A 25,016-nucleotide genomic window follows, 5' to 3' on the forward strand; every position below is an offset into this window, starting at 1 on the left:
CATGACCGAACAAGTACAGGAACTGCCGGCGGTGGCGCCGGCATCGAACACCGCAGGGGACGCAGGCAGCGCGCTGCGAGGCTTCGCCCTCAACGTCGCGAAGCGGCTCATCCCGTGGCTGGTGCCGGTGGGGCTGATCGTCGTCTGGCAGATCGCCTCGTCGCTGGGTTGGCTCTCGACGCGTGTGCTGCCGGCACCGCTCGACGTGGTCAAGGCCGCGTGGACGCTCACCGTGTCCGGCGAACTCTGGACGCACGTGAAGGTGAGCGCGGGCCGTGCGCTCGCGGGGCTCGCCATCGGCGGCGGCGCGGGGCTGGCGCTGGGCCTGCTCACGGGCTCGGTGAAGTTCTTCGAGACGCTGCTCGACTCGACCATCCAGATGGTGCGCAACATCCCGGCGCTGGCGCTCATTCCGCTGGTGATCCTGTGGTTCGGCATCGACGAATCGGCCAAGCTCTTCTTGATCTCGGTGTCGGTGTTCTTCCCGATCTACCTGAACACCTTCCACGGCATCCGCAACGTCGATCCGCAGCTCATCGAAATGGGGCGCACCTACGGTCTGTCGCGCTGGCAGCTGTACCGCGAGGTGATCCTGCCGGGTGCGCTGTCGTCGATCCTGGTGGGCCTGCGTTTCTCGCTGGGCCTGATGTGGGTGATCCTCATCGTGGCCGAGACCATCTCGGCGCAGGCCGGCATCGGCTACCTCACGATGAACGCCCGCGAGTTCCTGCAGACCGACATCGTGCTCGTGGGCATCCTGCTGTACGCGCTGCTCGGCAAGCTGGCCGACCTGTTCGCGCGCGGCCTGGAGCAATGGTGGCTGCGCTGGCACCCCGGCTACCAGAAGAAGCCGGCGAAGTGAGGGCAGGGGACATGAACCACCTCATCAATCGCCGCACTGCCATTGCGACGCTGAGCGCGCTGAGCGCAGGTGCCGTGCTGGCACAGCAGCAACGGCCCGCCACGGTGCGCTTCGGCTACCAGAAGTCGTCCACGCTGATCGCGCTCTTGAAGGTGCAGGGCACGCTCGAGAAGCAGCTCGCGCCGCTCAACGTTTCGCTGAGCTGGCACGAATTCACCAGCGGCCTGCCGCTGCTCGAGGCGCTGAACCTCGACAACCTGGACATCAGCGCCGACGTCGCCGACACCGTGCCCGTGTTCGCACAGGCGGCCGGTGCCGACCTGACCTTTCTGGCGCAGGAAGCACCATCGCCGGCCGCGCAGGCCATCGTCGTTCGCGACGAGTCGCCGCTCAAGACCGTGGCCGATCTCAAGGGCAGGAAGGTCGGCTTCGCGAAAGCGGCCGGCGCGCACTACCTGCTGATCGCCGCACTCGAAAAATCCGGCCTCTCGTTCAAGGACATCGAGCCCGCCTACCTGACGCCGGCCGACGGCCGCGCCGCCTTCGAGCGCGGCGCCATCGACGCCTGGGTGGTCTGGGACCCGTTCCTGGCCGCCGCCCAGCGCCAGTCGAAGGTGCGCATCCTGGCCGACGGCGCGGGCATTGCGTCGTACCAGCGTTACTACCTGGCGAGCACCAAGTTCGCGAAGGCGCGGCCCGACGTGCTGCGCGTGGTCTACGCCGAGCTGGAGAAGACCGGCAAGTGGGTCAAGCAGAACCCGAAAGAGGCCGCGGCCTTGCTCGCGCCTGTGTGGGGGCTCGACGCCCCGACCATCGAGCAAGCCAACAGCCGCCGCAGCTACGCCGTGCGGCCCGTGGTGCCCGGCGGGCTGGCCGAACAGCAGCGCATCGCCGATGCCTTCTTCGCCGAGAAGCTGCTGCCCAGAAAAATCGATGCGCTGAAGGTGGCGCTGTTCAACCCCGGGGCCTGAATTCATGAGTGCCGTTCTCAAAGACATCCAACCCCAAGCCATTGCCGGTGGCGTGCGCCTCGAGGCGCGCGGCCTGCACAAGCGCTATGGCGCGCGCGAGGTGCTGCGCAACACGCAGCTGACCATCGAGCCGGGCCAGTTCATCGCCATCGTCGGGCGCAGCGGCTGCGGCAAGAGCACGCTGCTGCGGCTCATCGCGGGCCTCGAGGAAGCCACCTCTGGCGGCCTCTACACCGACGGCAAGGCCGTGAGCGGCCTGCACGACGACACCCGCATCATGTTTCAGGAAGCGCGCCTGTTGCCCTGGCGCCGCGTGCTCGACAACGTGACGCTGGGCCTGCCGAACGACGCCAAGGCGCGCGGCAAGGAAGTGCTGGCGCAGGTCGGCCTGGCCGACCGCGAGAACGAATGGCCGGCGCGCCTGTCGGGCGGGCAGCGCCAGCGCGTGGCCCTGGCGCGCGCGCTGGTGCATCACCCGCGCCTGCTGCTGCTCGACGAGCCGCTGGGCGCGCTCGACGCGCTCACGCGCATCGAGATGCACCGCCTCATCGAGAACCTGTGGCAGCGCCACCGCTTCACCGCGCTGCTGGTGACGCACGACGTGCAGGAAGCCGTGGCCCTGGCCGACCGCGTGATCCTCATCGAGGACGGCCGCATCGCGCTCGACGAGAACATTGCGTTGGCCCGTCCGCGCTCGCAGGGCGACCCGGCCTTTGCCGCGATCGAAAAACGAATCCTCGACCGGGTGCTGCAGAAGTCCGAAGAGACCGATGTGGAAAGCACCGATACCAGTTGGCTCACACCCCAGGCCCATGCCCTGCGCTGGGCGATCTGAGTCGTTTCATTCATTCCCCCTTTGAAAGGCAGTCGCATGTCGCAGAACTGGAAATTCGAAACCCTGTCGGTCCACGCCGGCTACTCGCCCGAGCCCACCACCCGCGCCGTCGCGCCGCCGATCTACCAGACCGTGGCCTATGCCTTCGACAGCGCGCAGCACGGCGCCGACCTGTTCGACCTGAAGGTGCCGGGCAACATCTACACCCGCATCAACAACCCGACGCAGGACGTGCTGGAGCAGCGCGTGGCCGCGCTCGAAGGCGGTATCGCCGCGCTGGCACTGGCCTCGGGCCAGGCGGCCGTGACCTACGCGATCCAGACGATTGCCGAGGCCGGTGACAACATCATCAGCAGCACGGCACTGTACGGCGGCACCTACAACCTGTTCGCCCACACGCTGCCGCAGTTCGGCATCACCACGCGCTTCGCGGACCATCGCGACCCGAGCAGCTTCGAGAAGCTGTTCGACGAGCGCACGAAGGCGGTGTTCGTCGAGTCGCTGGGCAACCCGGCGGGCAACGTGACCGACATCGCGGCCATCGCCGAAATCGCGCACCGCCACGGCGTGCCGCTCATCGTCGACAACACCGTGCCCTCGCCGTACCTGAGCCGGCCCATCGAGCACGGCGCCGACATCGTGGTGCACTCGCTCACCAAGTACCTGGGCGGCCACGGCACCAGCATCGGCGGTGCCATCGTCGATTCGGGCAAGTTCCCGTGGGCCGAGCACAAGGAGCGCTTCAAGCGCCTGAACGAGCCCGACGTGAGCTACCACGGCGTGGTCTACACCGAGGCGCTGGGCCCGGCGGCCTACATCGGCCGTGCGCGCGTGGTGCCGCTGCGCAACACGGGCGCGGCCATTTCGCCGTTCAACGCCTTCCTGATCCTGCAGGGCATCGAGACGCTGGCGCTGCGCATGGACCGCATCAGCAGCAACGCGCTGGCGGTGGCGCAACACCTGAAGCAGAGCAAGGCCGTCAACTGGGTGAACTACGCCGCGCTCGAAGACCATGCCGACTACCCGCTGGCGAAGAAGTACTTCGGCGGCAAGTCCAGCGGCGTGCTGACCTTCGGCATCGGCGCGGGTCGCGAGGGCGGGGCGAAGTTCCTCGATGCGCTGAAGCTCTTCACGCGCCTGGTGAACATCGGCGACGTGCGCTCGCTGGCCACGCACCCCGCATCGACCACGCACCGGCAGCTGTCGCCCGCAGAACTGGCCCGCGCCGGCGTCACGGAAGACACGGTGCGCCTGTCGGTGGGCATCGAGCACATCGACGACCTGATTGCCGACCTCGACCAGGCCCTGGCCGCCGCATCGAACTGACACAGCGTTCCAAGAAATGACCACACTGCAAGCCATTCCCGACGGTGCGCTGGACCAGCTGTTCCGCAAGGCGCGCACCGTGCACGCCTTCAAGCCGGTGTCCGTGACCGACGCGCTGATCCACCAGCTGTATGACCTCGTGAAATGGGGCCCGACCGCCTACAACGCCCAGCCTGCGCGCTACGTGTTCGTGCGCAGCGAGGAGGCCAAGGCCAAGCTGAAGCCGGCGGTGTCGGCGGGCAACACCGCGCAGACGCTGCAGGCCGGCGTGACGGTGATCGTGGCGCACGACACGCGCTTCTACGAGCACCTGCCCACGCAGTTCCCGGCCTACGACGCCAAGCCCTTCTTCGAGAAGAGCGCCGACGCCGCGCAGGCCACGGCCTTTCGCAACAGCAGCCTGCAGGGCGCCTACCTGATCCTGGCGGCGCGCGCGCTCGGGCTCGACGCGGGGCCGCAGTCGGGCTTCAACGCCGACCTGGTCGACAAGGCCTTCTTCCCCGACGGCCGCTATCGCGCGAACTTCCTCGTCAACCTCGGCGTGGCCGACCACGCCGGCACTTTCGAACGCGGGCCCCGGCTGGCGTTCGACGACGTGGCCGAGATCGTCTGAGCGCCGGCCGTTTTCACTCACAACCCCTGTCAACCCTGAAAGAGAAATCACCATGTCCATCCAAGCCATCAACGTCCGCAACCAGTTCAAGGGCAAGGTCCGCGAGATCATCCGCGGCGACGTCGTCTCCGAAGTCGATGTCGAAACCGCCTGGGGCATCGTCACCTCCGTCATCACCACGCGCTCGGTCGACGAGCTGCAGCTGAAGGTGGGTTCCGACGTGGTCGCACTCGTGAAGTCGACCGAAGTTTCGATCGCCAAGCTCTGACGGACCCTCGGGCTTTGCGATTCCCCGGTGCTGTTTTGGTACCGGGGTTTTTCGTTTCAGCGCTGCTGGTTTGGAGCGTGTGCGCAGGACGCCGAGCGCGCCCTGAAGCAGCACCCCATAGATCACAAGGTTGTTAAGAATCGACTTTTGAGTCGTTTGACCTTGGCCTTCGCACTCCTACAGTGGTGGTTATCGCCATCAAGGAAGATGGAATGACCAACGTACAACAGGAGCCGAACCGCATGTCCGTGGAAGTTGAAGATGTCATCGCCTTGCCGCCCGCCCTCGAACAGGCGCGCGCGCAAGCCATCGAAAAGAACTGGCCCTACGCTGGCGGCGTGACGCCCCCCGTGGCCTGGCAGCTGGTGCAGGACGGCCAGGCCCTGCTCGTGGACGTGCGCTCCGGCGAAGAGCGCAAGTTCGTCGGCCATGTGCCCGACAGCCTGCACGTGGCCTGGGCCACGGGCACCGCGCTCACGCGCAACCCGCGCTTCGTGCGCGAGCTCGAAGCCAAGGTGGCCAAGGACGGTGGTAAGGAGGCCGTGGTGCTGCTCTTGTGCCGCAGCGGCAAGCGCTCCGCGCTGGCGGCCGAAGCCGCTGCCAAGGCCGGCTTCACGCACGTGTTCAACGTGGTCGAAGGCTTCGAGGGCGAGATCGATGCGCGGCAGCACCGGGGCGGGTCCGACGGCTGGCGTTTCCATGGCCTGCTGTGGGTGCAGGACTGAACCCCCATCGATAGATACACACGGGAGGAAAAAACACATGGCTCAATTCGAAGTGAGTGACATCGTGCGCGCACTGCACGAGGTGCGCGATGAATGGCGCGATTCGCAGCGCCGTTCGCGCGAGCCCGGTGCGCGCGAGTTTCCGTCGCGCGATGCGCTGGCGCAGATCGTCGAGTCGCTCAAGGGCGCGCTCTTTCCGATGCGGCTGGGCCCGCCGGACCTGCGCCACGAGAGCGAGGATTTCTACGTGGGCCACACGCTCGACGCCGCCTTGCAGGCGCTGCTGGTGCAGGCCCGGCTCGAGCTGAACTTCAACGCACGGCTGGCGCCGCGCCCCGCGAGCGAGATCGACGCAGCGGCCACCGAAGCCGTGCGCCAGTTCGCGAACGCGCTGCCGGGCCTGCGTCGGCTGCTCGACAGCGACGTGCTCGCGGCCTACCAGGGCGACCCTGCCGCGCGCAGCGTCGACGAGGTGCTGCTGTGCTATCCGGGCGTGCTCGCGATGATCCACCACCGCCTCGCGCACCGGCTCTACGAGCTCGGCCTGCCGCTGCTCGCGCGCATCGTCGCCGAACTGGCGCATGCGCAGACCGGCATCGACATCCACCCGGGCGCGACGATCGATGCGGGCTTCTTCATGGACCACGGCACGGGCGTCGTGATCGGCGAGACGGCCGTCATCGGCAAGCGCGTGCGGCTGTACCAGGCCGTCACGCTCGGCGCCAAGCGCTTCCCCACCGACGCCGAAGGCAACCTGCAGAAGGGCCTGCCCCGTCACCCGGTGGTGGAGGACGACGTGGTCATCTACGCGGGCGCCACCATCCTGGGCCGCGTGACGCTGGGCAAGGGCGCGGTCATCGGCGGCAACGTGTGGATCACCGACGACGTGAAGCCCGGTGCCAGCGTCACGCAGGCCAGCCTGCAGAACAACAGCGCACCGAAGGCGGGCGGCGTATGAAAGCCTTCGTCGAAGACTTCGGCGTCACCGTGCGCCAGCTGCGCGAAGGGCAGGGCTGGTCGCAGGAAGAGCTGGCCGAGCGTTCCGATCTGAACCGCTCGTACGTGGGCGAGATCGAGCGCGGGCGCGTGATCCCGTCGATCGTCACGGCGCAGAAGCTGGCCACTGCATTGGGCATCAACATCGTCAACCTGCTCGCGCGTTGCGAGCAACTGGAGCAGTCGCGCCTTGCACGGCGGATCAACTTGGCGGCTATAGCCTGTTGAGGGGAAACCCGTGGTCGCCAGACACTGGCGATCACTTTTTCCTCAACCCACGGAGCCTTGATCCATGAGTGCAACAGTCGGTGGTACCACCGCCCTTGGCGACAACGCCGCCCGCCAGCTAGCCAACGCCACCAAGACCGTTCCCCAACTCGAGACCATCAGCCCGCGCTGGCTGACGCACCTGCTGCAATGGGTGCCGGTGGAGGCGGGCATCTACCGCGTCAACAAGGTCAAGAATCCCGAGTCGATCAAGGTCACCTGCACCTCGCGCGAAGAAGAGAACCAGCTGCCGCGCACCTTCGTCGACTACGAAGAGAACCCGCGCGAGCACTACCTCAATGCCGTGAGCACCGTGCTCGACGTGCACACCCGCATCTCCGACCTGTACAGCAGCCCGCACGACCAGATCAAGGAGCAGCTGCGCCTGACGATCGAGACGATCAAGGAGAACCAGGAGAGCGAGCTCATCAACAACCCCGACTACGGCCTGCTGGCGCAGGTGAGCGAAGAGCAGCGCATCTTCCCGCTGACCGGCGCGCCCACGCCCGACGATCTGGACGAGCTGCTGACCAAGGTGTGGAAGGAGCCCGCGTTCTTCCTCACGCACCCGCTGGCCATTGCCGCGTTCGGTCGTGAAGCCACGCGCCGCGGCACGCCGCCGCCCACGGTGAGCCTGTTCGGTTCGCAGTTCATCACCTGGCGCGGCATTCCGCTGATTCCGTCGAACAAGGTGCCGGTGGCCGACGGCAAGAGCAAGATCCTGCTGCTGCGCGTGGGCGACAAGCGCCAGGGCGTGGTGGGCCTGTTCCAGCCGGGCCTGTCGGGCGAGCAGAGCCCGGGGCTGTCGGTGCGCTTCATGGGCATCAACAATCACGCGATCGCGTCGTACCTGATCTCGCTGTACTGCTCGCTCGCGGTGTTGACCACCGACGCGCTGGCCGTGCTCGACGACGTCGAGATCGGCAAGTACCACGACTATCCCGACACCTACAAGTAAGCCGCGGTGAGCAGCACACCCACGTTCCCGGGCGAGGCGCCGTTCGATCCGGCCGTTCTCGCGCGCATGGCCAGCGCCATGTTCTCCGCGCCGCCGGGCGCGCAGTTTCCCGCCAACATCGCACCGCCGGGCTCGCCGCTGGTGAGCCCCGCCGGCTTCGGGCCGAGCGTGCCGGGCACGCCGATCCCGCAGGGGCAGATTCCGGGCGCCAATGTGCTGCCCGCATCGCCCACGCAGCTGCCGTCGCTCGCGAACCGCGCGCCGGCGCTGCTGCCGCATGCGGTGGCGGGCAATGGCGTGCCGGACACGGTGCTGTCGGTGGCGCCGGCCTTCGAGCCGCGCTCGGGCGGCGCGGTGCAGGGCGTGCCGCAGCAGGTGGGGGCGCCTGCGTCGCCGCAGGCGGCCTCCGCATCGCCGTTCTACTTCCTGAACAACAGCTACGGGCATCCGACGGCAGGCACCGCCAGCGATGGCTTTGCGATCCACGATCCGTTCGCGGGTCTTGCCGCGCCGACCGCGCAGCCCGCGTTGCCACCGAGCCCGCCTGCGGCGCCGGTCGGACGCGACGCGCAGTTCTATTTCGTCGATGCGGTGCGCCTGCCCAACGGCTTCGTCACGCCGGCCAAGCCCGATCCGCGCGGCCCTGATGCGGTGCCGCTCGCCGGCAGCGGCCAGCATCCGCCGTTCGACGTGCACGCCGTGCGCCGCGACTTCCCGATCCTGCAGGAGCGCGTGAACGGCAAGCAGCTCGTGTGGTTCGACAACGCCGCCACCACGCACAAGCCGCAGTCGGTCATCGACCGCATCGCGTACTTCTACGCACACGAGAACTCGAACATCCACCGCGCGGCGCATGAACTGGCCGCGCGCGCGACCGACGCCTATGAAGGTGCGCGCGAACGCGTGCGCAAGTTCATCAACGCGCCCGAAGTCGAAGAGGTGATCTTCGTGCGCGGCACCACCGAGGCCATCAACCTCGTGGCCAAGAGCTGGGGTGGCCAGCACGTGGGCGAGGGCGACGAGATCATCGTGTCGAACCTGGAACACCACGCCAACATCGTGCCGTGGCAGCAGCTCGCCGCCGCCAAGGGCGCGAAGCTGCGCGTGATCCCGGTGGACGACTCGGGGCAGGTGCTGCTCGACGAGTACCGCAAGCTGCTGAACGACCGCACGAAGATCGTCGCGGTCACGCAGGTCTCGAACGCGCTGGGCACCGTGGTGCCGGTGAAGGAGATCGTCGAGCTGGCGCACCGCGCGGGTGCGAAGGCGCTGGTCGATGGTGCGCAGTCGGTCTCGCACATGCGCGTGGACGTGCAGGACATCGGCGCCGACTTCTTCGTGTTCTCAGGCCACAAGGTGTTCGGCCCGACCGGCATCGGCGTGGTCTGGGGCAAGCGCGAAGTGCTCGAAGACATGCCCCCGTGGCAGGGCGGCGGCAACATGATTGCCGACGTGACCTTCGAGAAGACCGTGTTCCAGCCGATCCCGAACAAGTTCGAGGCCGGCACCGGCAACATCGCCGATGCCGTGGGCCTGGGTGCAGCCATCGACTACGTGAACAAGGTCGGCATCGAGAACATCGCTCGCTACGAGCACGACCTGCTGGTGTACGGCATGGCGCAACTGGGCGCGATTCCCGGCGTGCGGCTGATCGGCACGGCGGCCGACAAGGCGAGCGTGATGTCCTTCGTGCTCGACGGCTACACCACCGAGGAGGTGGGCCACGCGCTCAACGACGAAGGCATCGCGGTGCGCACGGGGCACCACTGCGCACAGCCGATCCTGCGGCGCTTCGGCGTCGAGACCACGGTGCGGCCGTCGCTGGCGTTCTACAACACCTTCGACGAGATCGATCGGCTGGTGACGGTGGTGCGGCGGCTCGCCGGCCAGCGGCGCACGCGCTGAGCCGGCTCAGGGCTTCGATGCCAGGTGCTGCCTGAAGAAGGCGAGCACCTTGGCATTGAAGTCGGCGTGGAAGGCGACGCGGTCGAAGCCGCCGGCATCGCTGCAGATCTCCGGCAAGGCCTTGGCCATGGCCGGCGCGCAGGGCGCCAGGAAGGCGAAGTGCGCGGTGTTCGCGGGCACGTACCAGTTCGGCGCGGAAGGCAGGTTGCGGCGAACCGCCTCGACGTCGTCCAGCGTCACTCCGTCGCCGCCGCGCGCGGAGGCCCAGAGCTGGACGGGCACCGTGACCTGCTTCAGCCCCTCGGTATCGAAGAAACTCAACGGGTCGACGATCACCGCCGCCTTGATGCGCGCATCGCGCACCGGCGGCGCGGGCAGTTCCTGGCGCTGGATCTGGCCGCAGAACGGAATCTTCGACGCCGGCGTGCAAAAGCGCAGGCCCTGCTTGAAGTCGGGCACCGCGCCCGTCGCGACGAGGCCGGTGTAGCCGCCGCGGGAGAAGCCGAAGAAGCCGACCTGTTCGGCGGCGATCTTCGTGTGGCCGGGCCACGCCTTGAGCATGTGATCCGCCAGCCGCCGCATATCGACGGGCCGCGCGGCAAATGTCGAGAGATGGCCCCGGCGCTCCATGTCCTGGAAGTTGTTGTTCGGATGGTTGATGGCGGCGACCACGAAGCCCGCGTCGGCCAGCGCCGCGGCCGTGTCGTGGTGCCCGAGGAACGAGCCGCCCGAGCCGTGCGACATCAGCACCAGCGGCAGGCCCGTGCCGGCAATGGGGCAGTCCTTGGTGGCCGAAATGGCGATCAGGCCGAACGCGATCTCGCCGGGTGCTGCCTCGCAAGGCGTCCACACCGCGCCGCGCAAGGCCGGCCCGTCCTTGTCGGCCGGCACCTCGATGAAGCTGAAACCCGCGGCATGGCTCCATGCGGCGGACACGCAGAGGGCGGCGAGCAGGGCAAGGCGATGCAGGGTCATGGTGCGCAAGGGGTAGGGGGCTGAACGGGCCGCCAGTGTGCCGCCTCCGGCCCCGTGCCGCCAGCCCGTTTTGCGTCGTGCGATGCGGGCGCGCTATGCTCTGTCGCTGTCCATCACGCTGCTTGTCTTCGCATGTCCCAGCCTCAGGTTTCTTCTTCCGGTGCTCCTTCCTCTGTCAGCGATTCCTGCGATGTGTTCGTGATCGGCGGCGGCCCCGCGGGTTCGACCGTCGCGGCGCTGCTGGCGCAGCAGGGCCGCAAGGTGGTGCTGGTCGAGAAAGAGCACCACCCGCGTTTTCACATCGGCGAGTCGCTGCTGCCCGCGAACGTCGAGCTGTTCGACAGGCTCGGCGTGCGTGACCAGGTCGAGAAGATCGGCATGCCGAAGTTCGGCATCGAGTTCGTCTCGCCCGAGCACGAGCACCGCAGCTACGTGGAGTTCGCCGAAGGCTGGGACAAGTCGCTCGACTCCGCCTGGCAGGTGCGCCGCTCCGAGCTCGACGAGCTCTTGTTCCGCAACGCCGCCACGCGCGGTGCCCAGACCTTCGAAGGCTGCAAGGTGCGCGACGTGGCCTTCGACGCCGACGGCGCCACCGTGCAGGCCGTGATGGACGACGGTGCCAAGCGCAGCTGGCGCGCGCGCTTCGTGGTCGACGCCACGGGCCGCGACACGCTGCTGGCCAACAAATTCCGCTGCAAGCAGAAGAACCCCGACCACAACAGCACCGCGCTGTTCGGCCACTTCACGAATGCCGAGCGGCTCGAGGGCAAGAAGGAAGGCAACATCAGCATCTGCTGGTTCCCGCACGGCTGGTTCTGGTTCATTCCGCTGGCCGACGGCACGACCAGCGTGGGTGCGGTGTGCTGGCCCTACTACCTGAAGACGCGCGAGAAGTCGCTGAAGGAATTCTTCTACGACACCATCGCGCTGTGCCCGGTGCTGGCCGACCGCCTGAAGAACGCCACCCTGGTCGACGACGCCGTGCACGCCACGGGCAACTTCTCGTACTCGAGCACGCACGCCACGGGCGACAACTACCTGCTGCTGGGCGACGCCTTCACCTTCATCGACCCGATGTTCTCATCGGGCGTGTACCTGGCGATGCACAGCGCCTTCGACGGCGCCGAACTGGTGGCCACCGCGCTCGACCAGCCGGCCGAACTGGCCCGCGCGCGCGAAGGCTTCGAGGCCATGATGCGCAAGGGCCCGCGCGAGTACTCGTGGTTCATCTACCGCGTGACCAACCCGACCATCCGCGACATGTTCATGTACCCCGGCAACCCGTTCCGGGTGAAAGAGGCGCTGATGTCGCTGCTGGCCGGCGACATCTACAAGGGCACGCCGATGTGGGGCGCGCTGCGCATGTTCAAGGTGCTGTACTACGGCATCTCCCTGGCCAACTTCCGACGCACCATGGCAGGGTGGAAGCAGCACCGCTTCAACATCCGCGACATGGGGGCGTTGAAGGGGGAGACGATCCAGAAGTCGGACTGAGGATTCGGCGCATGGCCGTGCGGGTGTCCCGAACCACCATTGGCGTGGCGCTGGTCGGCCTCGGGTTGCTCATGGCCGTCTGGAGCTACAACGGCTATGGCGATGCCCGCACCTGCGGCTATATGGCATTGACCTGCCTCTATCGCGCGCTGGCCTGGCACCTCGGTCTCCAGGGCATGGCGACGGTCGTGCTGTGGTGGGAAGTTTTTTCACCGCAGAAGAACACGCGTCAGAAATGGGCTCGGTATGCGTTGGCCATGGGCGCCACGCTGGTCCTGCTGTTTCCGGCGCTGGTGCTCGCGTCCGTGTTCCTGCTGTAGGCGCTACCAGCCCCGCAGGTCTTCGCGGCCGGTCGCCCAGGCTGTGCTCGACGCGCGCAGCGTTGCCACGGCATGTGCCACCCCCAGCTGCGGACTGCTGAGCACATCGACCTTGAGGTCCGCCAGCAACCCCGTCACCGGCGCCATCGACGCCTGCGCCAGCACGATCACGTCGGTGCCGTCGGCCGCGGCGCGGATCGATTCGGCCAGCGTGGCCACGTAGCGCGCGATGTCGCCGGACTGGAAGTGCACCCAGGCATCGTCGACCAGCAGCGTGCTGGCGCGGATGCCGACACCGGCCTGCCGGGCCGCGGAGAGCACGAGCGACAGGGTCGGGTCGATGGTGCTTTCGACGGCGCCGACGATCAGCACGCGCGGGCCGTTGCGCACCGCGCGGTCGGCCATGGCGCGGTCGATGCGCAGGGCGGCGAAGGCGCCGCCGGTGGCGGTCTTCTCGGCGATGCCGCCGATGGTCGAGCAGGTGCACACGACCACCGAGGCGCCGTCCGAGGCGGCGTCGCGCATGGCTTCGTGGACGCGCGCCATGAGGCCGGCGTGGTCGATGCCCAGGGTGCGCGCATCGGCGAGCAGCTCTTCCATCACCAGGTGCTGCACGCGCAGCTCGGGCGCGATCTCGCGGGCCAGGCTGCCGAAGGTCTGCACATGCACCTGCGCGGTATGGAGAAAGGCGAGCGTGTCGGCCATGGTGTTGCCGCCGTTCAATCGGCCTCGTGGGCGCGCCGGAACTCGTAGGCCTTCAGGTGCACGTAGGCCGTGCGCAGCACCGACGGCGTGGCCGATGCGCTGCGCGGCGCGCGGGCCAGCAGGTCGCCCAGGATGTGGTCGGCCTCGACGCGCGCGCCGCGGGCCATGTCCTTGTACATGGAGGCGGTCATGGGCGAGCCGGCGGTCGTGACCACTGCGCGGCCGCGCGTGATGGCGCCGGGCCGCGGGGCAAAGCCGTTGTGGGCGGCGATGGCGCAGCACTCGTCGAAGATCGCGAGCGCCACGTCTTCGCCGCCGGCCGCCACGATGTCGCCGATGGAGGCGTGCATCAGGCTCGTGAGGCCCGCGGCCGAGGCGATGAAGACCCACTTCTCCCACATGTCCTGCGCGATGGACTCGCTCGCGGTGGCCGTGAAGTTCGCGCCGGCGAACTGGGCCGCGATGGCGTCGATGCGCGGCGAGCGCCCGCCGGCGCGTTCACCGTAGCTCAGGCTGTGCATGTCGTTCAGGTGCTGCACGCGGCCCTCGTCGTCGAGCGTGGCGGAGATCATGCACAGGCCGCCGAGCACGCGCGCCTCGCCGAAGCGCGCGACCAGCCGGTCGATGTGGCCCAGGCCGTTGAGCAGCGGAAGGATGACGGTGTCGGGCCCGACGGCGGGCGCGAACGAGTCCATGGTGGCGTCGAGGTCGTAGGCCTTGCAGCCGACCACGACCACGTCGTACGGGCCGCCGATCTGCTCGGCCAGCACATGCTTCGGCGTGGGCAGGTCGAGGTCGCCGAAGGGGCTGCGCACCACGAGCCCGGTCGTGGCCAGCTGGGCCGCGCGGCCGGGACGCAGTAGAAAGGTCACATCGCGGCCTGCCGCGAGCAGGCGTGCGCCGAAGTAACCACCGAGTGCTCCCGCACCCACCATCAGGAATCGCATCGCGCGCTGCCTCCGAAGAAACTGAAGATCGGAAGCGATGATGCCCCGGATCGCGCGCGGGCGCCTCAGGGGTGTTGCGAGGTCGCCAGTCGCTCGCGGGCAAAGGGCCGCAGGTCGAGGCCATGCGCGCTCTCGCGGCCCAGCACGCAGTCGGCGATGGCGTCTCCCAGCCCGGCCGAGTGCTTGAAGCCGTGACCGGAGCAGGCCGAGACGATCAGCACATTCGGCAGGCCGTCGAGCGCGTCGATCACGAAGCGGCGGTCGGGCGTGACGGTGTACATGCAGGCGCGGGCCTTGAGTGCGTGCCCTGCGATCTGTGGAAAGCGACCGGCCACGCGGTGGCGGTACATGGCGGCGCTTTCTTCGGCGCTCACCTCGCGGTCGAGTGCGTCGGGCGTGGTGGCGTCGACGTACTGCTCGGTGGCGACCTTCAGCGCGGGCTGCGACGGGTCGGAGGCCGGAAAACCGTACATGTAGTCTTCCTGCGCGTCGCCGAACATCCAGATGAAGATGGGAAAACGCCCAGGCGCGAAGTCGGCCGCGGCGGCGGGGCCGGTGTCGAACCAGTGCATCACCTGGCGGTGCACCGAGAAGTGCGCCTGCCAGTCGGTACGCGCCTGCCGGCCGAGGAATTCGGGCAGCCAGGCGCCGGCCGCGACCACCACCTGGTCGGCGGTGAAGCTCGCGGTTTCGGTGCGCACGCGCACGGTGTCGCCGTTGCCCACGGGCTCGACGCCCAGCACGCGCTCGCCGGTGCGGGTCTGTGCGCCGTCGGCGCGGGCCACGGCGAGCTGGGCGGCGATGGCGTCTTCGGGGCGCACGAAGCCGGCGTCGCGTTCGAGGTAGCCGATCTCGTCGCCCTGCAGGTGGAACTGCGGGTAGCGCGCGCGGATGCCGGCCGCGTCGAGCACCTCGTGCGCGATGTCGAAGCGCTCGGCGCAAGCGATGGTGCGGCGTACGAAGTCGGACTTGCCGTGGTGCTCGGCCACGCGGTCGCGCGGCGCGAGGATGAGGCCGCCGGTGGTGGTCATCAGCGGTCGGCCGGTGCGCGCCTCGAGCTCGCGCCAAATGGCGTGCGAGCGGTGCACCAGCGGCACGTACTCGTCGCCTTCGCCGACGGCCAGCCGGGTGATGCGCGAATCGCCGTGCGAGGAGCCGCGGTCGTGCGGCGGCGCGAACTGGTCGATGCCGAGCACGCGCGCGCCGCGTTGCGAGAGCTGGTAGAGGGTGGCCGCGCCGAGGGCGCCCAGGCCGATGACGATCGCGTCGTAATGAGTAGGGGAACGGGTCACGGGGCGAGAGGTTTCGTCGTCACACAAGGTTCAGGTCCAGAAACGCATCCTTCACCGCGATGGGCTGGGGAATGAGCTTCAGCTGCGCGAACACATCGGCCAGGCCCTGCTGTTCGCGGGCGATGGCGGGCGTGAGCGCCACGACGCCATAGTGCCGCCGTTCGGTCGCCAGCGCCAGCACCTTGGGCTCGACCTTCAGCTGCGGCGCGAGCGTGGCCACCACGTCGCCGGGGTGGGCCTGCGCCCAGTCGTTGGCCTTGCGCAGCTCGGCGAACACGGTGCGCAGCGTGTCGGCGTTGGCGCGCGCGAAGGCGGGCTGCGCGAAGTGGTAGGTGCGGTTGCCGCTCAGGCCGCTGCCGTCGAACAGCAGGCGCGACTCGGTCGCCACCTGCGCGCCGGCCAGGAACGGGTCCCACAGGCCGATGGCCGCAACGCTGCCCGACTGGTAGGCGGCCACGGTGTCGGAGGCCGTGACGATGTAGACCGGCTCGATGTCTTCGTAGCGCAGGCCGGCCGCTTCGAGTGCGCGGATCAGCACGTATTGCGTGTTGTAGCCGCGGCCGGTGACGACCTTCTTGCCCTTGAGGTCGCGCACGCTGCGGATCGGCGAGTCGTGCGGCACCAGGAAGCCGACGCCGCCGGGGTAGGGGCTTTCGGCCGCGAGGTAGGCCAGGCCCTTGCCGCTGGCCTGCTGGAACACGCCGATGCCGTCGGAGGCGTGGCCGAAGTCGATGGCGCCGGCGGCCAGCGCTTCCGACAGCTGGCTGCCGCCGAGGAACTCGCGCCACTCGACGTTCACGCCGGCCGGCGCGAGCGCCTTCTCGAGCTGGCCCGTGCCCTTGAGGATGTTGAGCGTGTTGAACTTCTGGTAGCCGATGCGCAGCGTGCGGGCGCGCGTCTGCGCGAACAGCGGGGCTGACGCGGCCACGGCGGCGGCGCCGATGCCGGCGCGAAGCAGAAGGCGCCGGGAGACGGCGGGTGAGGAAGAGCGTGGGAAGTGCATGGGAAGAGCGGGGCCGCGTCGCGCGGCCGAAGAAGAAAAAAGCAGTCAGTCGGAAGGCAGAGGCTGGCCACTCTAGGGACCGACGCTGTCTCGCGCCACGAAGCTTTTGTCATTTGTTCATGCGCAACTCATCGCTGCATATGCAAGCGGAAATTGCTTCGTTGGCGCCGCACGCGGCGCTGCCTAGAGTCGCGCTCTCTTTTTCCACTTCCAGCGAAGCGCAGGCATGACCCGCAACACCCACTCTTTCACCGTGACCAGCCTGGCCCTGGCAATCGGCGCTCTCACCACCCTGGGCAACATCGCCTGGGCCGACAAGCTCGACGACATCCGCAAGGCCGGGGTGCTGCGCGTGGCCGCGTTCGACGGCAACCCGCCCTTCGGCTACATCGACCCGGCCAGCAAGAAGCAGGTCGGCCACGACATCGACCTCGCCACCGAGTTCGCGAAAAGCCTGGGCGTGAAGATCGAGCTGGTGCCGACCAACCCGGCCAACCGCATCCCGCTGCTCACCTCGGGCAAGGCCGACGTGGTGTTCGCCAGCTTCACCATCACCGACGAGCGCGCCAAGGCGGTGGACTTCACCACGCCGTACTTCCTGGTCGGCCAGCAGTTCCTGGCGAAGAAGGGCGTGCTGAAGGAGGCCGCGCAGATCAAGGACATCCGCATCGGCACCGAGAAGGGCACGACCATGGAGTCGAACCTGCGCAAGAACTACCCCGACGCCAAGGTCGTGCTCTACGACGATTCGCCCTTTGCGCTGGCCGCGCTGCGCAACGGCAACGTGCAGGCCATCACCAACGACGGCGTGAAGCTCACGGCGCAGTGGAACGCGATTCCTGACAAGGAGAAGTACGAGATCCCGGCGATCACGGTGTCGAAGGAATACCTCGGCGCGGCCGTGGCCAAGGGCGAGACGCGCCTGCTCGAGACGCTCAACGCCTGGCTGGTCGACAGCGAGAAGAACGGCCGCGCCGTGGCGATCTACGACACCTGGTTCGGCCCGAACAGCAAGGCGCCACTGCCGCGCCTGCTGAAGATCGGCGACCAGCGCGTGGCCGCCAACTGATGGGGCACGCAACGACCGGATCGATGCGGCCTTGAGCGATTTCCTGCGTGAGCATCTGCTCGCGCCCCATTACCTCGGCTGGCTGCTCGACGGCTGGCTCGTGACCGTGGGCGCCTCGCTGCTGGTGGCGGCGGGCGCCACGCTGCTGGGTGTCGTCGTGGCGGCGGGGCGCTCGTCGAGCCGGCCCGCGTGGCTGCGCGCGAGCGGCGCGTACGTCTCGCTGTTTCGCAACACGCCGCTGCTGGTGCAGCTCTTCTTCTGGTACTTCGGCGCGCCCAGTTTGCTGCCCGAGGCGCTGCGCGAAGGGCTGCTGGCGGGGCGTTTCGTTTCCTTCGAACTTCTGTCGGCGCTGCTCGGGCTCACGCTGTATGCGGCCGCCTACGTGGGCGAGGACGTCCGCTCGGGCATCCGCGGCGTGCCCGTGGGGCAGACGCTGGCGGCGCAGGCGCTGGGCTTCACGCGCGCGCAGGTGCTGGCGCAGGTGGTGCTGCCGCAGGCGCTGCGCATCGCGTTGCCGCCGCTGCTGGGGCAGTACATGAACATCGTCAAGAACACCTCGCTCGCGATGGCCGTGGGGCTGGTCGAGCTGTCGTACGCCTCGCGCCAGGTCGAGGCGGAAACCTTCAAGACCTTCCAGGCCTTCGGCGTGGCGACGTTGCTCTACGTCGTGACCATCGGCGCGATCGAGCTGCTGGCTGCGTGGGCTGCGCGCCGGCAGTCGGCGGTGCCGGGGAGGGCCGCTGCATGACCGATGCATTGCACATGCTGTGGGACAGCCTGCCGTACCTGCTGTGGGGATCCTTTCCGCAGGGCGAGCTGGGCGGTGCGGCGCTCACGGTGCTGCTGAGCGCAGGCTCGGGCATCGCGTCGGCGCTGCTGGGACTGGCGTGGGGTATCGGGCTGGCCATGGCGCGAGGCCCGCTCAAGCGCGTGCTGATCCTGGGGCTGGCGTTCCTGCGCGCGATCCCGGTGCTGATGCTGATCTTCTGGACCTACTTCCTGCTGCCGTTCGCGCTGGGCGTGAGCGTGCCGGGCGTGCTGTCGGTGATGTGCGCGCTGTCACTGGTGGGCGGCGCCTACCTGGCGCACGCGGTGCATGCGGGCATCCGCGGCATCGGCGCGGGACAGTGGGCGGCGGGGCTGTCGCTCGGGCTCACGCGCTGGGGCACGCTGCGCCACATCGTGCTGCCGCAGGCGCTGCGGATGATGCTGCCGTCGTTCGTCAACCAGTGGGTCACGCTGGTGAAGGACAGCTCGCTGGCGTATGTGGTGGGCGTGGGCGAGCTGTCGTTCGTGGCCTCGCAGGTGAACGCGCGCACCATGGTCTATCCGGCGGAGATCTTCGTGCTGGTGGGCGCGATCTACTGGCTGCTGTGCACCGGGCTCGACAGGCTGGCCCACGGCGTCGTGCGCCGCGCGCAGGCGGGTGCGCCGGTTGTCATGAACTTTTCTGGAAAAGGTCTTGAGCGCTTCGCATAATCGTCCCGGTCATTCCGACAGCCTTTCTCATTTCAAGGAGTTCCACCCCATGGCACAGACCCGGATCGCCGTCATCGTCGGCAGCCTGCGCAAGGATTCGTTCAACCACAAGCTGGCCCTGGCGCTGGCGCATCTCGCGCCGTCGGACTTCACGTTCGAGACCCTGCGCATCGACGACCTGCCGCTGTACAACCAGGACGACGACGGCAACCAGGCCGCGCAGGTGAAGCGCCTCAAGAGCGAAGTGGCCGCCGCGCAGGGCGTGCTGTTCGTCACGCCCGAATACAACCGCTCGATCCCCGGCGTGCTGAAGAACGCCATCGACCACGCCTCGCGTCCCTACGGCCAGAGCGTGTGGGCTGGCAAGCCGACCGGCGTGCTCGGCATCTCGGTGGGCGCCATCGGCACCGCGCTGGCGCAGCAGCACCTGCGCAACATCCTGGCCTACCTCGACGCGCCCACGATGGGCGGCCCCGAGGTGTTCCTGCAGGCCAAGGAAGGCCTGTTCGACGACAAGGGCCACATCGGCAACGAAGGCACGCAGAAATTCCTGCAGGGCTGGATGGACAAGTACGTGGCCTGGGTGAAGAGCCATTCGGCGGCCTGACGAACAGAGGGCCGGTCGACGGCCATGAAAAAGCCGCCCTTGTGGGGCGGCTTTTTTGATTTGGCGATCTGAGTTTTGTAATTCAGATCGAATTGAAGATTTGAAACTTCAGGTCAATCAATTCAGGGTATTGGTTTTTGTGGAAATTTCAGGTCAGGCCATGCCTTTTGAGTACGCCTGTTTCGCGATTCGCAACTACCGGACCGTATTTCCAACGACATAGCCACCATCGACCGGCAGATCGGTGGCGGTCACGAACGCGGCGGCCGGGCTGGCAAGGAAAATCGCGGCCCCGACCAGGTCTTCGGTCGATCCCCAGCGCTTGAGGGCGGAGTGATTGGCGACGAGGTCGTGGCTCCTTGGCACACTCCACAACACTTTGGTCATATCGGTCTTGTGATAGCCCGGGGAAATGGCGTTGACCCGCACGCCATGCGGCCCGTACGCGTGCGCCAAGGTTCGCGTCAGGCCAAGCAGCCCGGTCTTGCTCGCCGCATAGGCGGGAATTTCAGGCTCGACCAGGTAGCTGAGCATCGACGAGATATTGATGATGCTGCCCTTCGAGCGGATCAGGTGTTCGCGGAAGGCGTACGACATGCGCATGACGCCATTGAGGTTGACGTCGATCACGTCGAGAAAGGCTTCCTCGGTATGTTCCGCATCGCCGCGAAGGATGCCCTGTGCGTTCACCAGGACATCGAGGGTGTCGAATCGTGCCGAGAACGCCTTGATGGCTTCGCCGTTGCGAGCGTCCAGGAGCTCGAAGCGAATGGATCGGTTGTCCGGATTTGCGCTTTCCCTGGCGATCTTTTCAGGGTTGCTCCCCGTCGCCACGACCGAGGCCCCCAGCCTTGCGAAACCGTGCGCAAGGGCGAGTCCGATGCCACTGGTGGCGCCCGAAACCACCACCGATTTCCCGCTGAAAAGGTCGTTGCGAAAAGTGCCGAGTATGTCGCCGTTGTCTGTTTGATTTGCTTGCATGGTCGGGCCAGATTTGTTGAATGCCGAATTGGCCCGAAAAATATTATCAGCGTCGATGGGGTTCTGGCATTCCATTCAAATCGAATTAACTATAGACCTCAGTGTTTGCAATTTTCTGGTGGCAAGACAGTGGCGGATCTGCGCCGATTCTCGATTTGAGGCGCAAACGTTAATTTCTAGTTGAACGCATGAGCACCAACGCCCCTGCACGCTGCGCAAGGCAGCATGCAGGGGCGTCGAGGGCAGGGGCGGAAAACTCAGGCGGCTTGCGCAACGGTCTTCTGGTTCGCCGCTTCGGTCGTGGCCACGAGGATGTCGGCGCGGGCGGCGGCCAGGGCGGCGGCCTTGGGCGCGTCACCCATCGCGATGCCTTCGGCGCGCACGAAGCGCACGTCGGTGATGCCGAAGAAGCCGAAGATCACCTTCAGGTAGCTCTCCTGGTGCTCCGCGGCCTGACCACCTTCGGAGGTCGAGTAGATGCCGCCGCGGCTCGAAGCCACGATGATGGTCTTGCCACCGGCCAGGCCGACGGGGCCCTTCTCGGTGTACTTGAAGGTGCGGCCGGCTTGCGCGAGGCGGTCGATCCACGCCTTGAGCTGGGTCGGGATGGTGAAGTTGTACAGCGGGGCGCCGAGCACGACGACGTCGGCGGCCAGGAACTGGCTCACCAGCTTTTCCGACAGGGCGTTCTCGCGCAGCTGCGCTTCGGTCGGCTGGGCCTGCACGCCGGTCTTGATGCCCAGGGCGTCGGCGCTGAAGTGCGAGGGCGCGTCCACGGCCAGGTCCAGGTATTCGACCTGGGTGTCGGGGTGGGCGGCGCGCCAGGCGGCGACGGTTTCGGCGGTCAGCTGGCGCGAGGTGGAGCCGGCGGCCAGGATGCTGGAGTCGATGTGGAGCAGCTTCATGTCAGTCAATCACTTTCTGTGCAAGGTGTCGGCGCTGAGAAGTGGCCGGCGTTGGGAGAATTCTATTTTTGATGTGAGTGACTGATAAGTAGCCAAAATTTGATCAGATCGTTCTGTTGGTAGGACAATAAAGCCATGCAAGACCTCAACGACATGGTGTTCTTCGCCGAGGTGGCCGAGCGGGGCGGCTTTGCCGCCGCCAGCCGGGCGCTGGGCATTCCCAAATCGCGCCTGTCGCGCCGCGTGGCCGAGCTCGAGGAGCGCCTGGGCGTGCAGCTGATGCAGCGCAGCACGCGGCGCCTGTCGCTCACGCCGGCCGGCGAGATCTACCTGCGGCACGCCTCGGCCATGCGCGACGCGGCCCAGGCGGCGGCCGAGGCGGTGGCGCAGGTGCAGAACGAGCCGAGCGGGCTGGTGCGGCTGACCTGCCCGGTCACCATCGCGCACAGCGGACTGGCGCAACTGATCCCGCTGTTCATGGAACGCTACCCCGCGGTGCGCGTCGACATCCGCGTCATCAACCGGCCGGTGGACCTGATCGAGGAGGGCATCGACATCGCGCTGCGCGTGCGCCCCACCATCGAGGACAGCACGGTGCTCGTGGCCAAGACCTTCGGCCACAGCCGGGGCGTGCTGGTCGCCAGCCCGGCGTTGATGGCGCAACACGGGCCGATCGACACGCCCGCCGACCTCGCGAAGCTGCCGACGGCGGCCATGTCGGTCAATGGGGAAGGGCGCGCCGAATGGCGGCTCGAAGGCCCGGAAGGCCGCAGCCACCTGCACGTGCACACGCCGCGCTACGTGGCCGACGACCTCGCGACGCTGCAATTCGGCGCGCTGGGCGGGGTCGGCGCGACGATGCTGCCCGACTACATGTGCAGCGCAGACGTCGAGACGGGCCGGCTGGCGCGGGTGCTGCCGGGCTGGGGGCCGTCGCCGGTGGTGGCGCACATGGTGTTTCCGGCGCGGCGGGCGCTGGTGCCGGCGGTGCGGCGGCTGATCGACTTCCTGTCGGAACACCTGCAGAGCGAGCAGATGCGGATGTTTTGAGGCAGATTGCTATCTAAAAGATAGCGGCATAGGGGGCCTGCGCAGGTTCTATATGCGAAAAACGTCATATCCAAACAAACAGATATTCGTTTGCCATTGAAGCAGCGGTTCGCACAATCCAGGGCTTCACCCCCTTCTTGGAGCGACCATGGCAACCCTGCGACTCGGCGACACCGCCCCCAATTTCACCCAGGACTCCAGCGAAGGCCCGATCGACTTCTATCAATGGGCCGGCGATTCGTGGATCGTGTTCTTCTCGCACCCGGCCGATTTCACGCCCGTGTGCACCACCGAACTCGGCAAGACGGCGGCGCTGTCGGGCGAGTTCGCCAAGCGCGGCGTGAAGCCCATCGCGCTGAGCGTCGACCCGGCCACCAAGCACAAGGAGTGGATCTCGGACATCAACGAGACGCAGAACACCACCGTCAACTTCCCCATCATTGCGGACGCCGACCGCAAGGTGGCCGACCTGTACGACCTGATCCACCCGAACGCCTCGACCACGGCCACGGTGCGCAGCGTCTACATCATCGACCCCAAGAAGGTCATCCGCACCACCATCACCTACCCGGCGTCCACCGGCCGCAACTTCGACGAAATCATTCGCGTGATCGACTCGCTGCAGCTCACCGACAGCCACAAGGTCGCCACGCCCGTGAACTGGAAGGACGGCGACGACGTCGTCATCGTGCCGAGCATCCAGGACCCGGCCGAGCTGGCCGAGCGCTTCCCCAAGGGCTTCAAGGCCGTCAAGCCTTACCTGCGCATCACGCCGCAGCCCAACAAGTAAGAAGCCGCAGGACCGCGCCGTCATGCAGACTCGTGTCGTCATCGTGCCCGGTTGGCGCGACTCCGGGCCCGGCCATTGGCAGAGCCTGTGGGAAGAACGCATTCCGGGCGCGGCGCGGGTGGCGCAGGACGACTGGGCTTCGCCCAAGCGCGACGCCTGGGTGCCCGCACTGGCCAAGCTGGTGCTCGAAAGCGAAGGCCCGGTGGTGATCGCGGCGCACAGCCTGGGCTGCATCGCCACGGCCCACCTGCCACCCGAGGCCGCCGCCCGCATCCAGGGCGCGCTGCTGGTGGCGCCGGCCGACCCCGAGCGCCGCGCGGTGCTGTCCGACTTCGCACCCGTGCCCTACGCGGCGCTGCCGTACCGCAGCATCGTGGTGGCGAGCAGCAACGATCCCTATTGCCCGATCCGCCTGGCGGGCGCCTATTCGCGCGCCTGGGGCAGCGAGTTCGTGCGCATGCAGAATGCGGGGCACATCAACATCGATTCGGGGCACGGAGACTGGCCGCTCGGCCTGGCCCTGCTGCAATCGTTGACCGACGAACCCGCCGCCTGGTCGGCCGGTCGTGAATTTTCAGACAACCTGGCAACCACATGACTTCCAGAATCAAGACCTTCGCTGCCGTGCTCGCGCTGGCGTCCTCCGCACTCGCCGGCAACACGGCCTTTGCCCAAGGCACGGGCCTGCTGAACGCCTCGTACGACGTGGCGCGCGAGTTCTACAAGGACTACAACGCGGCCTTCGTGGCGAACTACAAGAAGACCACGGGCAAGGACGTCAAGATCGACCAGTCGCACGGCGGCTCCAGCGCCCAGGCGCGCGCCGTGGCCGACGGCCTGGATGCCGACGTGGTGACCATGAACACCTCGACCGACATCGACTTCCTGGCCAGCGCCGGCGTGGTCGCCAAGGACTGGAACAAGAAGTTCCCCGAGAACGCATCGCCCACCACCTCGACCATGCTGCTGCTGGTGCGCAACGGCAACCCCAAGGGCATCAAGGACTGGGACGACCTGGTCAAGCCCGGCGTGCAGGTCGTGATCGTCAACCCCAAGACCGGTGGCAACGGCCGCTACGCCTACCTGGCGGCCTGGGGCTACATCAAGAAGAAGGGCGGCACCGACGCCCAAGCTGCCGAGTTCGTCGGCAAGCTGTTCAAGAACGTGCCGGTGCTGGCACGCGGCGGCCGCGACGCGACCACCGCCTTCCTGCAACGCAACATCGGCGACGCGCTGATCACCTTCGAATCCGAAGTGGTCTCGATCGACCGCGAATTCGGCACCGGCAAGGTCGATTCGGTGTATCCGTCGATCTCCATCGTGGCCGAGAACCCGGTCGCCATCGTCGAGCGCACCGTCAAGAAGAAGGGCACGGGCGAGCTGGCCAAGGCCTACCTCGACTGGCTGTACTCCGAAGAAGCGCAGGAAATCGCCGCCAAGCATGCGCTGCGTCCGCGTTCGCAGGCCGTGCTCAAGAAGTACGCCTCGACCTTCAAGCCGCTGCAGCTGTTCACGGTGCAGGAACTGTTCGGCAGCCTGAGCGAAGCGCAGAAGGTGCACTTCAATGACGGCGGCCAGTTCGACAAGCTGTACACCCCCGGCGGCAAGTGAAGTACACCCCCAGTCTTCGCGCACTTCGTGTCGCTTCGCCAACCCCCTTGCAGGGGGCGACA

Annotated in this window: 28 protein-coding genes; 21 read left to right on the top strand and 7 right to left on the bottom strand. The window is 67.5% G+C overall.

Features of this window, described 5'->3' with window-relative positions:
- Position 1 precedes the first annotated feature (1 nt).
- The 11 genes from ssuC to AC07Q9_RS07895 all read left to right on the top strand — a co-directional run bounded on the left by ssuC (position 2) and on the right by AC07Q9_RS07895 (position 9,726).
- Positions 2–862 carry an aliphatic sulfonate ABC transporter permease SsuC gene (ssuC, locus tag AC07Q9_RS07845; RefSeq protein WP_495308592.1) on the top strand — a complete coding sequence of 287 codons (861 nt, stop codon included), beginning with the start codon at positions 2–4 and terminating at the stop codon, positions 860–862.
- An 11-nt stretch (positions 863–873) separates the two neighbouring features.
- A complete protein-coding gene (locus AC07Q9_RS07850) occupies positions 874–1,833 on the top strand; it encodes an aliphatic sulfonate ABC transporter substrate-binding protein (RefSeq protein WP_495308593.1) in 960 nt (319 codons plus the stop codon).
- Positions 1,834–1,837: 4 nt separating this feature from the next.
- A complete protein-coding gene (locus tag AC07Q9_RS07855) occupies positions 1,838–2,668 on the top strand; it encodes an ATP-binding cassette domain-containing protein (protein ID WP_495308595.1) in 831 nt (276 codons plus the stop codon).
- Between the two features lie 36 nt (positions 2,669–2,704).
- Entirely contained in the window at positions 2,705–3,994 is a 1,290-nt protein-coding gene (locus tag AC07Q9_RS07860; RefSeq protein ID WP_495308596.1) for an O-acetylhomoserine aminocarboxypropyltransferase/cysteine synthase family protein, read from the top strand.
- Positions 3,995–4,010: 16 nt separating this feature from the next.
- On the top strand, positions 4,011–4,607 hold the full coding sequence (locus tag AC07Q9_RS07865) for a malonic semialdehyde reductase (protein ID WP_495308597.1): 597 nt from the start codon (positions 4,011–4,013) through the stop codon (positions 4,605–4,607).
- 52 nt (positions 4,608–4,659) lie between these two features.
- A complete protein-coding gene (locus AC07Q9_RS07870) occupies positions 4,660–4,875 on the top strand; it encodes a TOBE domain-containing protein (protein WP_007829250.1) in 216 nt (71 codons plus the stop codon).
- Positions 4,876–5,117: 242 nt separating this feature from the next.
- On the top strand, positions 5,118–5,600 hold the full coding sequence (locus AC07Q9_RS07875; protein ID WP_495309942.1) for a rhodanese-like domain-containing protein: 483 nt from the start codon (positions 5,118–5,120) through the stop codon (positions 5,598–5,600).
- 37 nt (positions 5,601–5,637) lie between these two features.
- Positions 5,638–6,558: a serine O-acetyltransferase EpsC gene (gene epsC, locus AC07Q9_RS07880; protein WP_070060834.1), complete on the top strand. Its 921-nt coding sequence runs from the start codon at positions 5,638–5,640 to the stop codon at positions 6,556–6,558.
- Complete coding sequence (locus tag AC07Q9_RS07885; protein WP_062470032.1) at positions 6,555–6,824, top strand: helix-turn-helix domain-containing protein; 270 nt, start codon at positions 6,555–6,557, stop codon at positions 6,822–6,824. The genes epsC and AC07Q9_RS07885 overlap by 4 nt, the downstream gene beginning before the upstream one ends.
- A 64-nt stretch (positions 6,825–6,888) precedes the next feature.
- Complete coding sequence (locus tag AC07Q9_RS07890) at positions 6,889–7,821, top strand: family 2A encapsulin nanocompartment shell protein (protein ID WP_042579703.1); 933 nt, start codon at positions 6,889–6,891, stop codon at positions 7,819–7,821.
- Positions 7,822–7,887: 66 nt separating this feature from the next.
- Entirely contained in the window at positions 7,888–9,726 is a 1,839-nt protein-coding gene (locus AC07Q9_RS07895) for a family 2A encapsulin nanocompartment cargo protein cysteine desulfurase (RefSeq protein ID WP_495309943.1), read from the top strand.
- Between the two features lie 6 nt (positions 9,727–9,732).
- On the opposite strand, the gene AC07Q9_RS07900 is transcribed toward AC07Q9_RS07895, so the two are convergent.
- Positions 9,733–10,701 carry an alpha/beta hydrolase family protein gene (locus AC07Q9_RS07900; protein ID WP_495308598.1) on the bottom strand — a complete coding sequence of 323 codons (969 nt, stop codon included), beginning with the start codon at positions 10,699–10,701 and terminating at the stop codon, positions 9,733–9,735.
- A 132-nt stretch (positions 10,702–10,833) separates the two neighbouring features.
- Here AC07Q9_RS07900 and AC07Q9_RS07905 point away from each other — a divergent pair, with 132 nt between their 5' ends.
- The gene (locus tag AC07Q9_RS07905) at positions 10,834–12,195 is read left to right on the top strand and encodes an NAD(P)/FAD-dependent oxidoreductase (protein ID WP_495308599.1); all 1,362 of its coding nucleotides are present in this window, start codon (positions 10,834–10,836) and stop codon (positions 12,193–12,195) included.
- A gap of 11 nt (positions 12,196–12,206) precedes the next feature.
- Positions 12,207–12,515, top strand: a complete 309-nt coding sequence (locus AC07Q9_RS07910) for a hypothetical protein (protein ID WP_492676907.1) — start codon at positions 12,207–12,209, stop codon at positions 12,513–12,515.
- A 3-nt stretch (positions 12,516–12,518) separates the two neighbouring features.
- Here the strand turns inward: AC07Q9_RS07910 and AC07Q9_RS07915 are convergent, their stop codons facing one another.
- The 4 genes from AC07Q9_RS07915 to AC07Q9_RS07930 form a co-directional block, all read right to left on the bottom strand.
- Positions 12,519–13,220, bottom strand: coding sequence for an aspartate/glutamate racemase family protein (locus AC07Q9_RS07915; RefSeq protein WP_495308600.1), 702 nt, complete (start codon positions 13,218–13,220; stop codon positions 12,519–12,521).
- Between the two features lie 14 nt (positions 13,221–13,234).
- Entirely contained in the window at positions 13,235–14,167 is a 933-nt protein-coding gene (gene panE, locus AC07Q9_RS07920) for a 2-dehydropantoate 2-reductase (protein WP_495308602.1), read from the bottom strand.
- A 65-nt stretch (positions 14,168–14,232) separates the two neighbouring features.
- Positions 14,233–15,459: an N-methyl-L-tryptophan oxidase gene (solA, locus tag AC07Q9_RS07925; protein ID WP_495308604.1), complete on the bottom strand. Its 1,227-nt coding sequence runs from the start codon at positions 15,457–15,459 to the stop codon at positions 14,233–14,235.
- Positions 15,460–15,478: 19 nt separating this feature from the next.
- Complete coding sequence (locus tag AC07Q9_RS07930; protein WP_495308606.1) at positions 15,479–16,462, bottom strand: aliphatic sulfonate ABC transporter substrate-binding protein; 984 nt, start codon at positions 16,460–16,462, stop codon at positions 15,479–15,481.
- Positions 16,463–16,688: 226 nt separating this feature from the next.
- On the opposite strand from AC07Q9_RS07930, the gene AC07Q9_RS07935 reads away from it, so the two are divergent.
- Genes AC07Q9_RS07935 through AC07Q9_RS07950 form a run of 4 tightly spaced genes read left to right on the top strand, consistent with a single transcriptional unit; the run spans position 16,689 to position 19,617 of the window.
- Positions 16,689–17,531, top strand: a complete 843-nt coding sequence (locus AC07Q9_RS07935; RefSeq protein WP_492676912.1) for a transporter substrate-binding domain-containing protein — start codon at positions 16,689–16,691, stop codon at positions 17,529–17,531.
- 31 nt (positions 17,532–17,562) lie between these two features.
- A complete protein-coding gene (locus AC07Q9_RS07940) occupies positions 17,563–18,279 on the top strand; it encodes an amino acid ABC transporter permease (RefSeq protein WP_495308607.1) in 717 nt (238 codons plus the stop codon).
- The gene (locus AC07Q9_RS07945; RefSeq protein WP_495308608.1) at positions 18,276–19,010 is read left to right on the top strand and encodes an amino acid ABC transporter permease; all 735 of its coding nucleotides are present in this window, start codon (positions 18,276–18,278) and stop codon (positions 19,008–19,010) included. The genes AC07Q9_RS07940 and AC07Q9_RS07945 overlap by 4 nt, the downstream gene beginning before the upstream one ends.
- 49 nt (positions 19,011–19,059) lie before the next feature.
- Positions 19,060–19,617, top strand: a complete 558-nt coding sequence (locus tag AC07Q9_RS07950) for an NADPH-dependent FMN reductase (protein ID WP_492676915.1) — start codon at positions 19,060–19,062, stop codon at positions 19,615–19,617.
- A gap of 195 nt (positions 19,618–19,812) precedes the next feature.
- Here AC07Q9_RS07950 and AC07Q9_RS07955 read toward each other — a convergent pair whose 3' ends face one another.
- Together AC07Q9_RS07955 and AC07Q9_RS07960 are read right to left on the bottom strand one after the other, a co-directional pair.
- The gene (locus AC07Q9_RS07955) at positions 19,813–20,598 is read right to left on the bottom strand and encodes an SDR family NAD(P)-dependent oxidoreductase (protein ID WP_495308610.1); all 786 of its coding nucleotides are present in this window, start codon (positions 20,596–20,598) and stop codon (positions 19,813–19,815) included.
- Positions 20,599–20,855: 257 nt separating this feature from the next.
- Positions 20,856–21,503, bottom strand: a complete 648-nt coding sequence (locus AC07Q9_RS07960) for an FMN-dependent NADH-azoreductase (protein ID WP_495308612.1) — start codon at positions 21,501–21,503, stop codon at positions 20,856–20,858.
- 135 nt (positions 21,504–21,638) lie between these two features.
- Here AC07Q9_RS07960 and AC07Q9_RS07965 point away from each other — a divergent pair, with 135 nt between their 5' ends.
- From AC07Q9_RS07965 to AC07Q9_RS07980, 4 genes are all read left to right on the top strand, one after another.
- Positions 21,639–22,553: a LysR family transcriptional regulator gene (locus AC07Q9_RS07965; RefSeq protein ID WP_495308614.1), complete on the top strand. Its 915-nt coding sequence runs from the start codon at positions 21,639–21,641 to the stop codon at positions 22,551–22,553.
- 148 nt (positions 22,554–22,701) lie between these two features.
- Positions 22,702–23,343, top strand: a complete 642-nt coding sequence (locus AC07Q9_RS07970; RefSeq protein ID WP_093240439.1) for a peroxiredoxin — start codon at positions 22,702–22,704, stop codon at positions 23,341–23,343.
- A gap of 22 nt (positions 23,344–23,365) precedes the next feature.
- The gene (locus tag AC07Q9_RS07975) at positions 23,366–23,941 is read left to right on the top strand and encodes an RBBP9/YdeN family alpha/beta hydrolase (protein WP_307590554.1); all 576 of its coding nucleotides are present in this window, start codon (positions 23,366–23,368) and stop codon (positions 23,939–23,941) included.
- Entirely contained in the window at positions 23,938–24,954 is a 1,017-nt protein-coding gene (locus tag AC07Q9_RS07980) for a sulfate ABC transporter substrate-binding protein (protein WP_495308617.1), read from the top strand. The genes AC07Q9_RS07975 and AC07Q9_RS07980 overlap by 4 nt, the downstream gene beginning before the upstream one ends.
- Positions 24,955–25,016: the final 62 nt, after the last annotated feature.

It is taken from the genome of Variovorax sp. GW821-FHT09A10 (assembly GCF_059418385.1).

What these genes read in the sequence shown, in the direction of transcription:
- ssuC (WP_495308592.1), top strand. Translation starts at nt 2, where the DNA reads ATGACCGAACAAGTACAGGAACTGCCGGCGGTGGCGCCGGCATCGAAC.
- AC07Q9_RS07850 (WP_495308593.1), top strand. Translation starts at nt 874, where the DNA reads ATGAACCACCTCATCAATCGCCGCACTGCCATTGCGACGCTGAGCGCG.
- AC07Q9_RS07855 (WP_495308595.1), top strand. Translation starts at nt 1,838, where the DNA reads ATGAGTGCCGTTCTCAAAGACATCCAACCCCAAGCCATTGCCGGTGGC.
- AC07Q9_RS07860 (WP_495308596.1), top strand. Translation starts at nt 2,705, where the DNA reads ATGTCGCAGAACTGGAAATTCGAAACCCTGTCGGTCCACGCCGGCTAC.
- AC07Q9_RS07865 (WP_495308597.1), top strand. Translation starts at nt 4,011, where the DNA reads ATGACCACACTGCAAGCCATTCCCGACGGTGCGCTGGACCAGCTGTTC.
- AC07Q9_RS07870 (WP_007829250.1), top strand. Translation starts at nt 4,660, where the DNA reads ATGTCCATCCAAGCCATCAACGTCCGCAACCAGTTCAAGGGCAAGGTC.
- AC07Q9_RS07875 (WP_495309942.1), top strand. Translation starts at nt 5,118, where the DNA reads ATGTCCGTGGAAGTTGAAGATGTCATCGCCTTGCCGCCCGCCCTCGAA.
- epsC (WP_070060834.1), top strand. Translation starts at nt 5,638, where the DNA reads ATGGCTCAATTCGAAGTGAGTGACATCGTGCGCGCACTGCACGAGGTG.
- AC07Q9_RS07885 (WP_062470032.1), top strand. Translation starts at nt 6,555, where the DNA reads ATGAAAGCCTTCGTCGAAGACTTCGGCGTCACCGTGCGCCAGCTGCGC.
- AC07Q9_RS07890 (WP_042579703.1), top strand. Translation starts at nt 6,889, where the DNA reads ATGAGTGCAACAGTCGGTGGTACCACCGCCCTTGGCGACAACGCCGCC.
- AC07Q9_RS07895 (WP_495309943.1), top strand. Translation starts at nt 7,888, where the DNA reads ATGGCCAGCGCCATGTTCTCCGCGCCGCCGGGCGCGCAGTTTCCCGCC.
- AC07Q9_RS07900 (WP_495308598.1), bottom strand. Translation starts at nt 10,701, where the DNA reads ATGACCCTGCATCGCCTTGCCCTGCTCGCCGCCCTCTGCGTGTCCGCC.
- AC07Q9_RS07905 (WP_495308599.1), top strand. Translation starts at nt 10,834, where the DNA reads ATGTCCCAGCCTCAGGTTTCTTCTTCCGGTGCTCCTTCCTCTGTCAGC.
- AC07Q9_RS07910 (WP_492676907.1), top strand. Translation starts at nt 12,207, where the DNA reads ATGGCCGTGCGGGTGTCCCGAACCACCATTGGCGTGGCGCTGGTCGGC.
- AC07Q9_RS07915 (WP_495308600.1), bottom strand. Translation starts at nt 13,220, where the DNA reads ATGGCCGACACGCTCGCCTTTCTCCATACCGCGCAGGTGCATGTGCAG.
- panE (WP_495308602.1), bottom strand. Translation starts at nt 14,167, where the DNA reads ATGCGATTCCTGATGGTGGGTGCGGGAGCACTCGGTGGTTACTTCGGC.
- AC07Q9_RS07930 (WP_495308606.1), bottom strand. Translation starts at nt 16,462, where the DNA reads ATGCACTTCCCACGCTCTTCCTCACCCGCCGTCTCCCGGCGCCTTCTG.
- AC07Q9_RS07935 (WP_492676912.1), top strand. Translation starts at nt 16,689, where the DNA reads ATGACCCGCAACACCCACTCTTTCACCGTGACCAGCCTGGCCCTGGCA.
- AC07Q9_RS07945 (WP_495308608.1), top strand. Translation starts at nt 18,276, where the DNA reads ATGACCGATGCATTGCACATGCTGTGGGACAGCCTGCCGTACCTGCTG.
- AC07Q9_RS07950 (WP_492676915.1), top strand. Translation starts at nt 19,060, where the DNA reads ATGGCACAGACCCGGATCGCCGTCATCGTCGGCAGCCTGCGCAAGGAT.
- AC07Q9_RS07955 (WP_495308610.1), bottom strand. Translation starts at nt 20,598, where the DNA reads ATGCAAGCAAATCAAACAGACAACGGCGACATACTCGGCACTTTTCGC.
- AC07Q9_RS07960 (WP_495308612.1), bottom strand. Translation starts at nt 21,503, where the DNA reads ATGAAGCTGCTCCACATCGACTCCAGCATCCTGGCCGCCGGCTCCACC.
- AC07Q9_RS07965 (WP_495308614.1), top strand. Translation starts at nt 21,639, where the DNA reads ATGCAAGACCTCAACGACATGGTGTTCTTCGCCGAGGTGGCCGAGCGG.
- AC07Q9_RS07970 (WP_093240439.1), top strand. Translation starts at nt 22,702, where the DNA reads ATGGCAACCCTGCGACTCGGCGACACCGCCCCCAATTTCACCCAGGAC.
- AC07Q9_RS07975 (WP_307590554.1), top strand. Translation starts at nt 23,366, where the DNA reads ATGCAGACTCGTGTCGTCATCGTGCCCGGTTGGCGCGACTCCGGGCCC.
- AC07Q9_RS07980 (WP_495308617.1), top strand. Translation starts at nt 23,938, where the DNA reads ATGACTTCCAGAATCAAGACCTTCGCTGCCGTGCTCGCGCTGGCGTCC.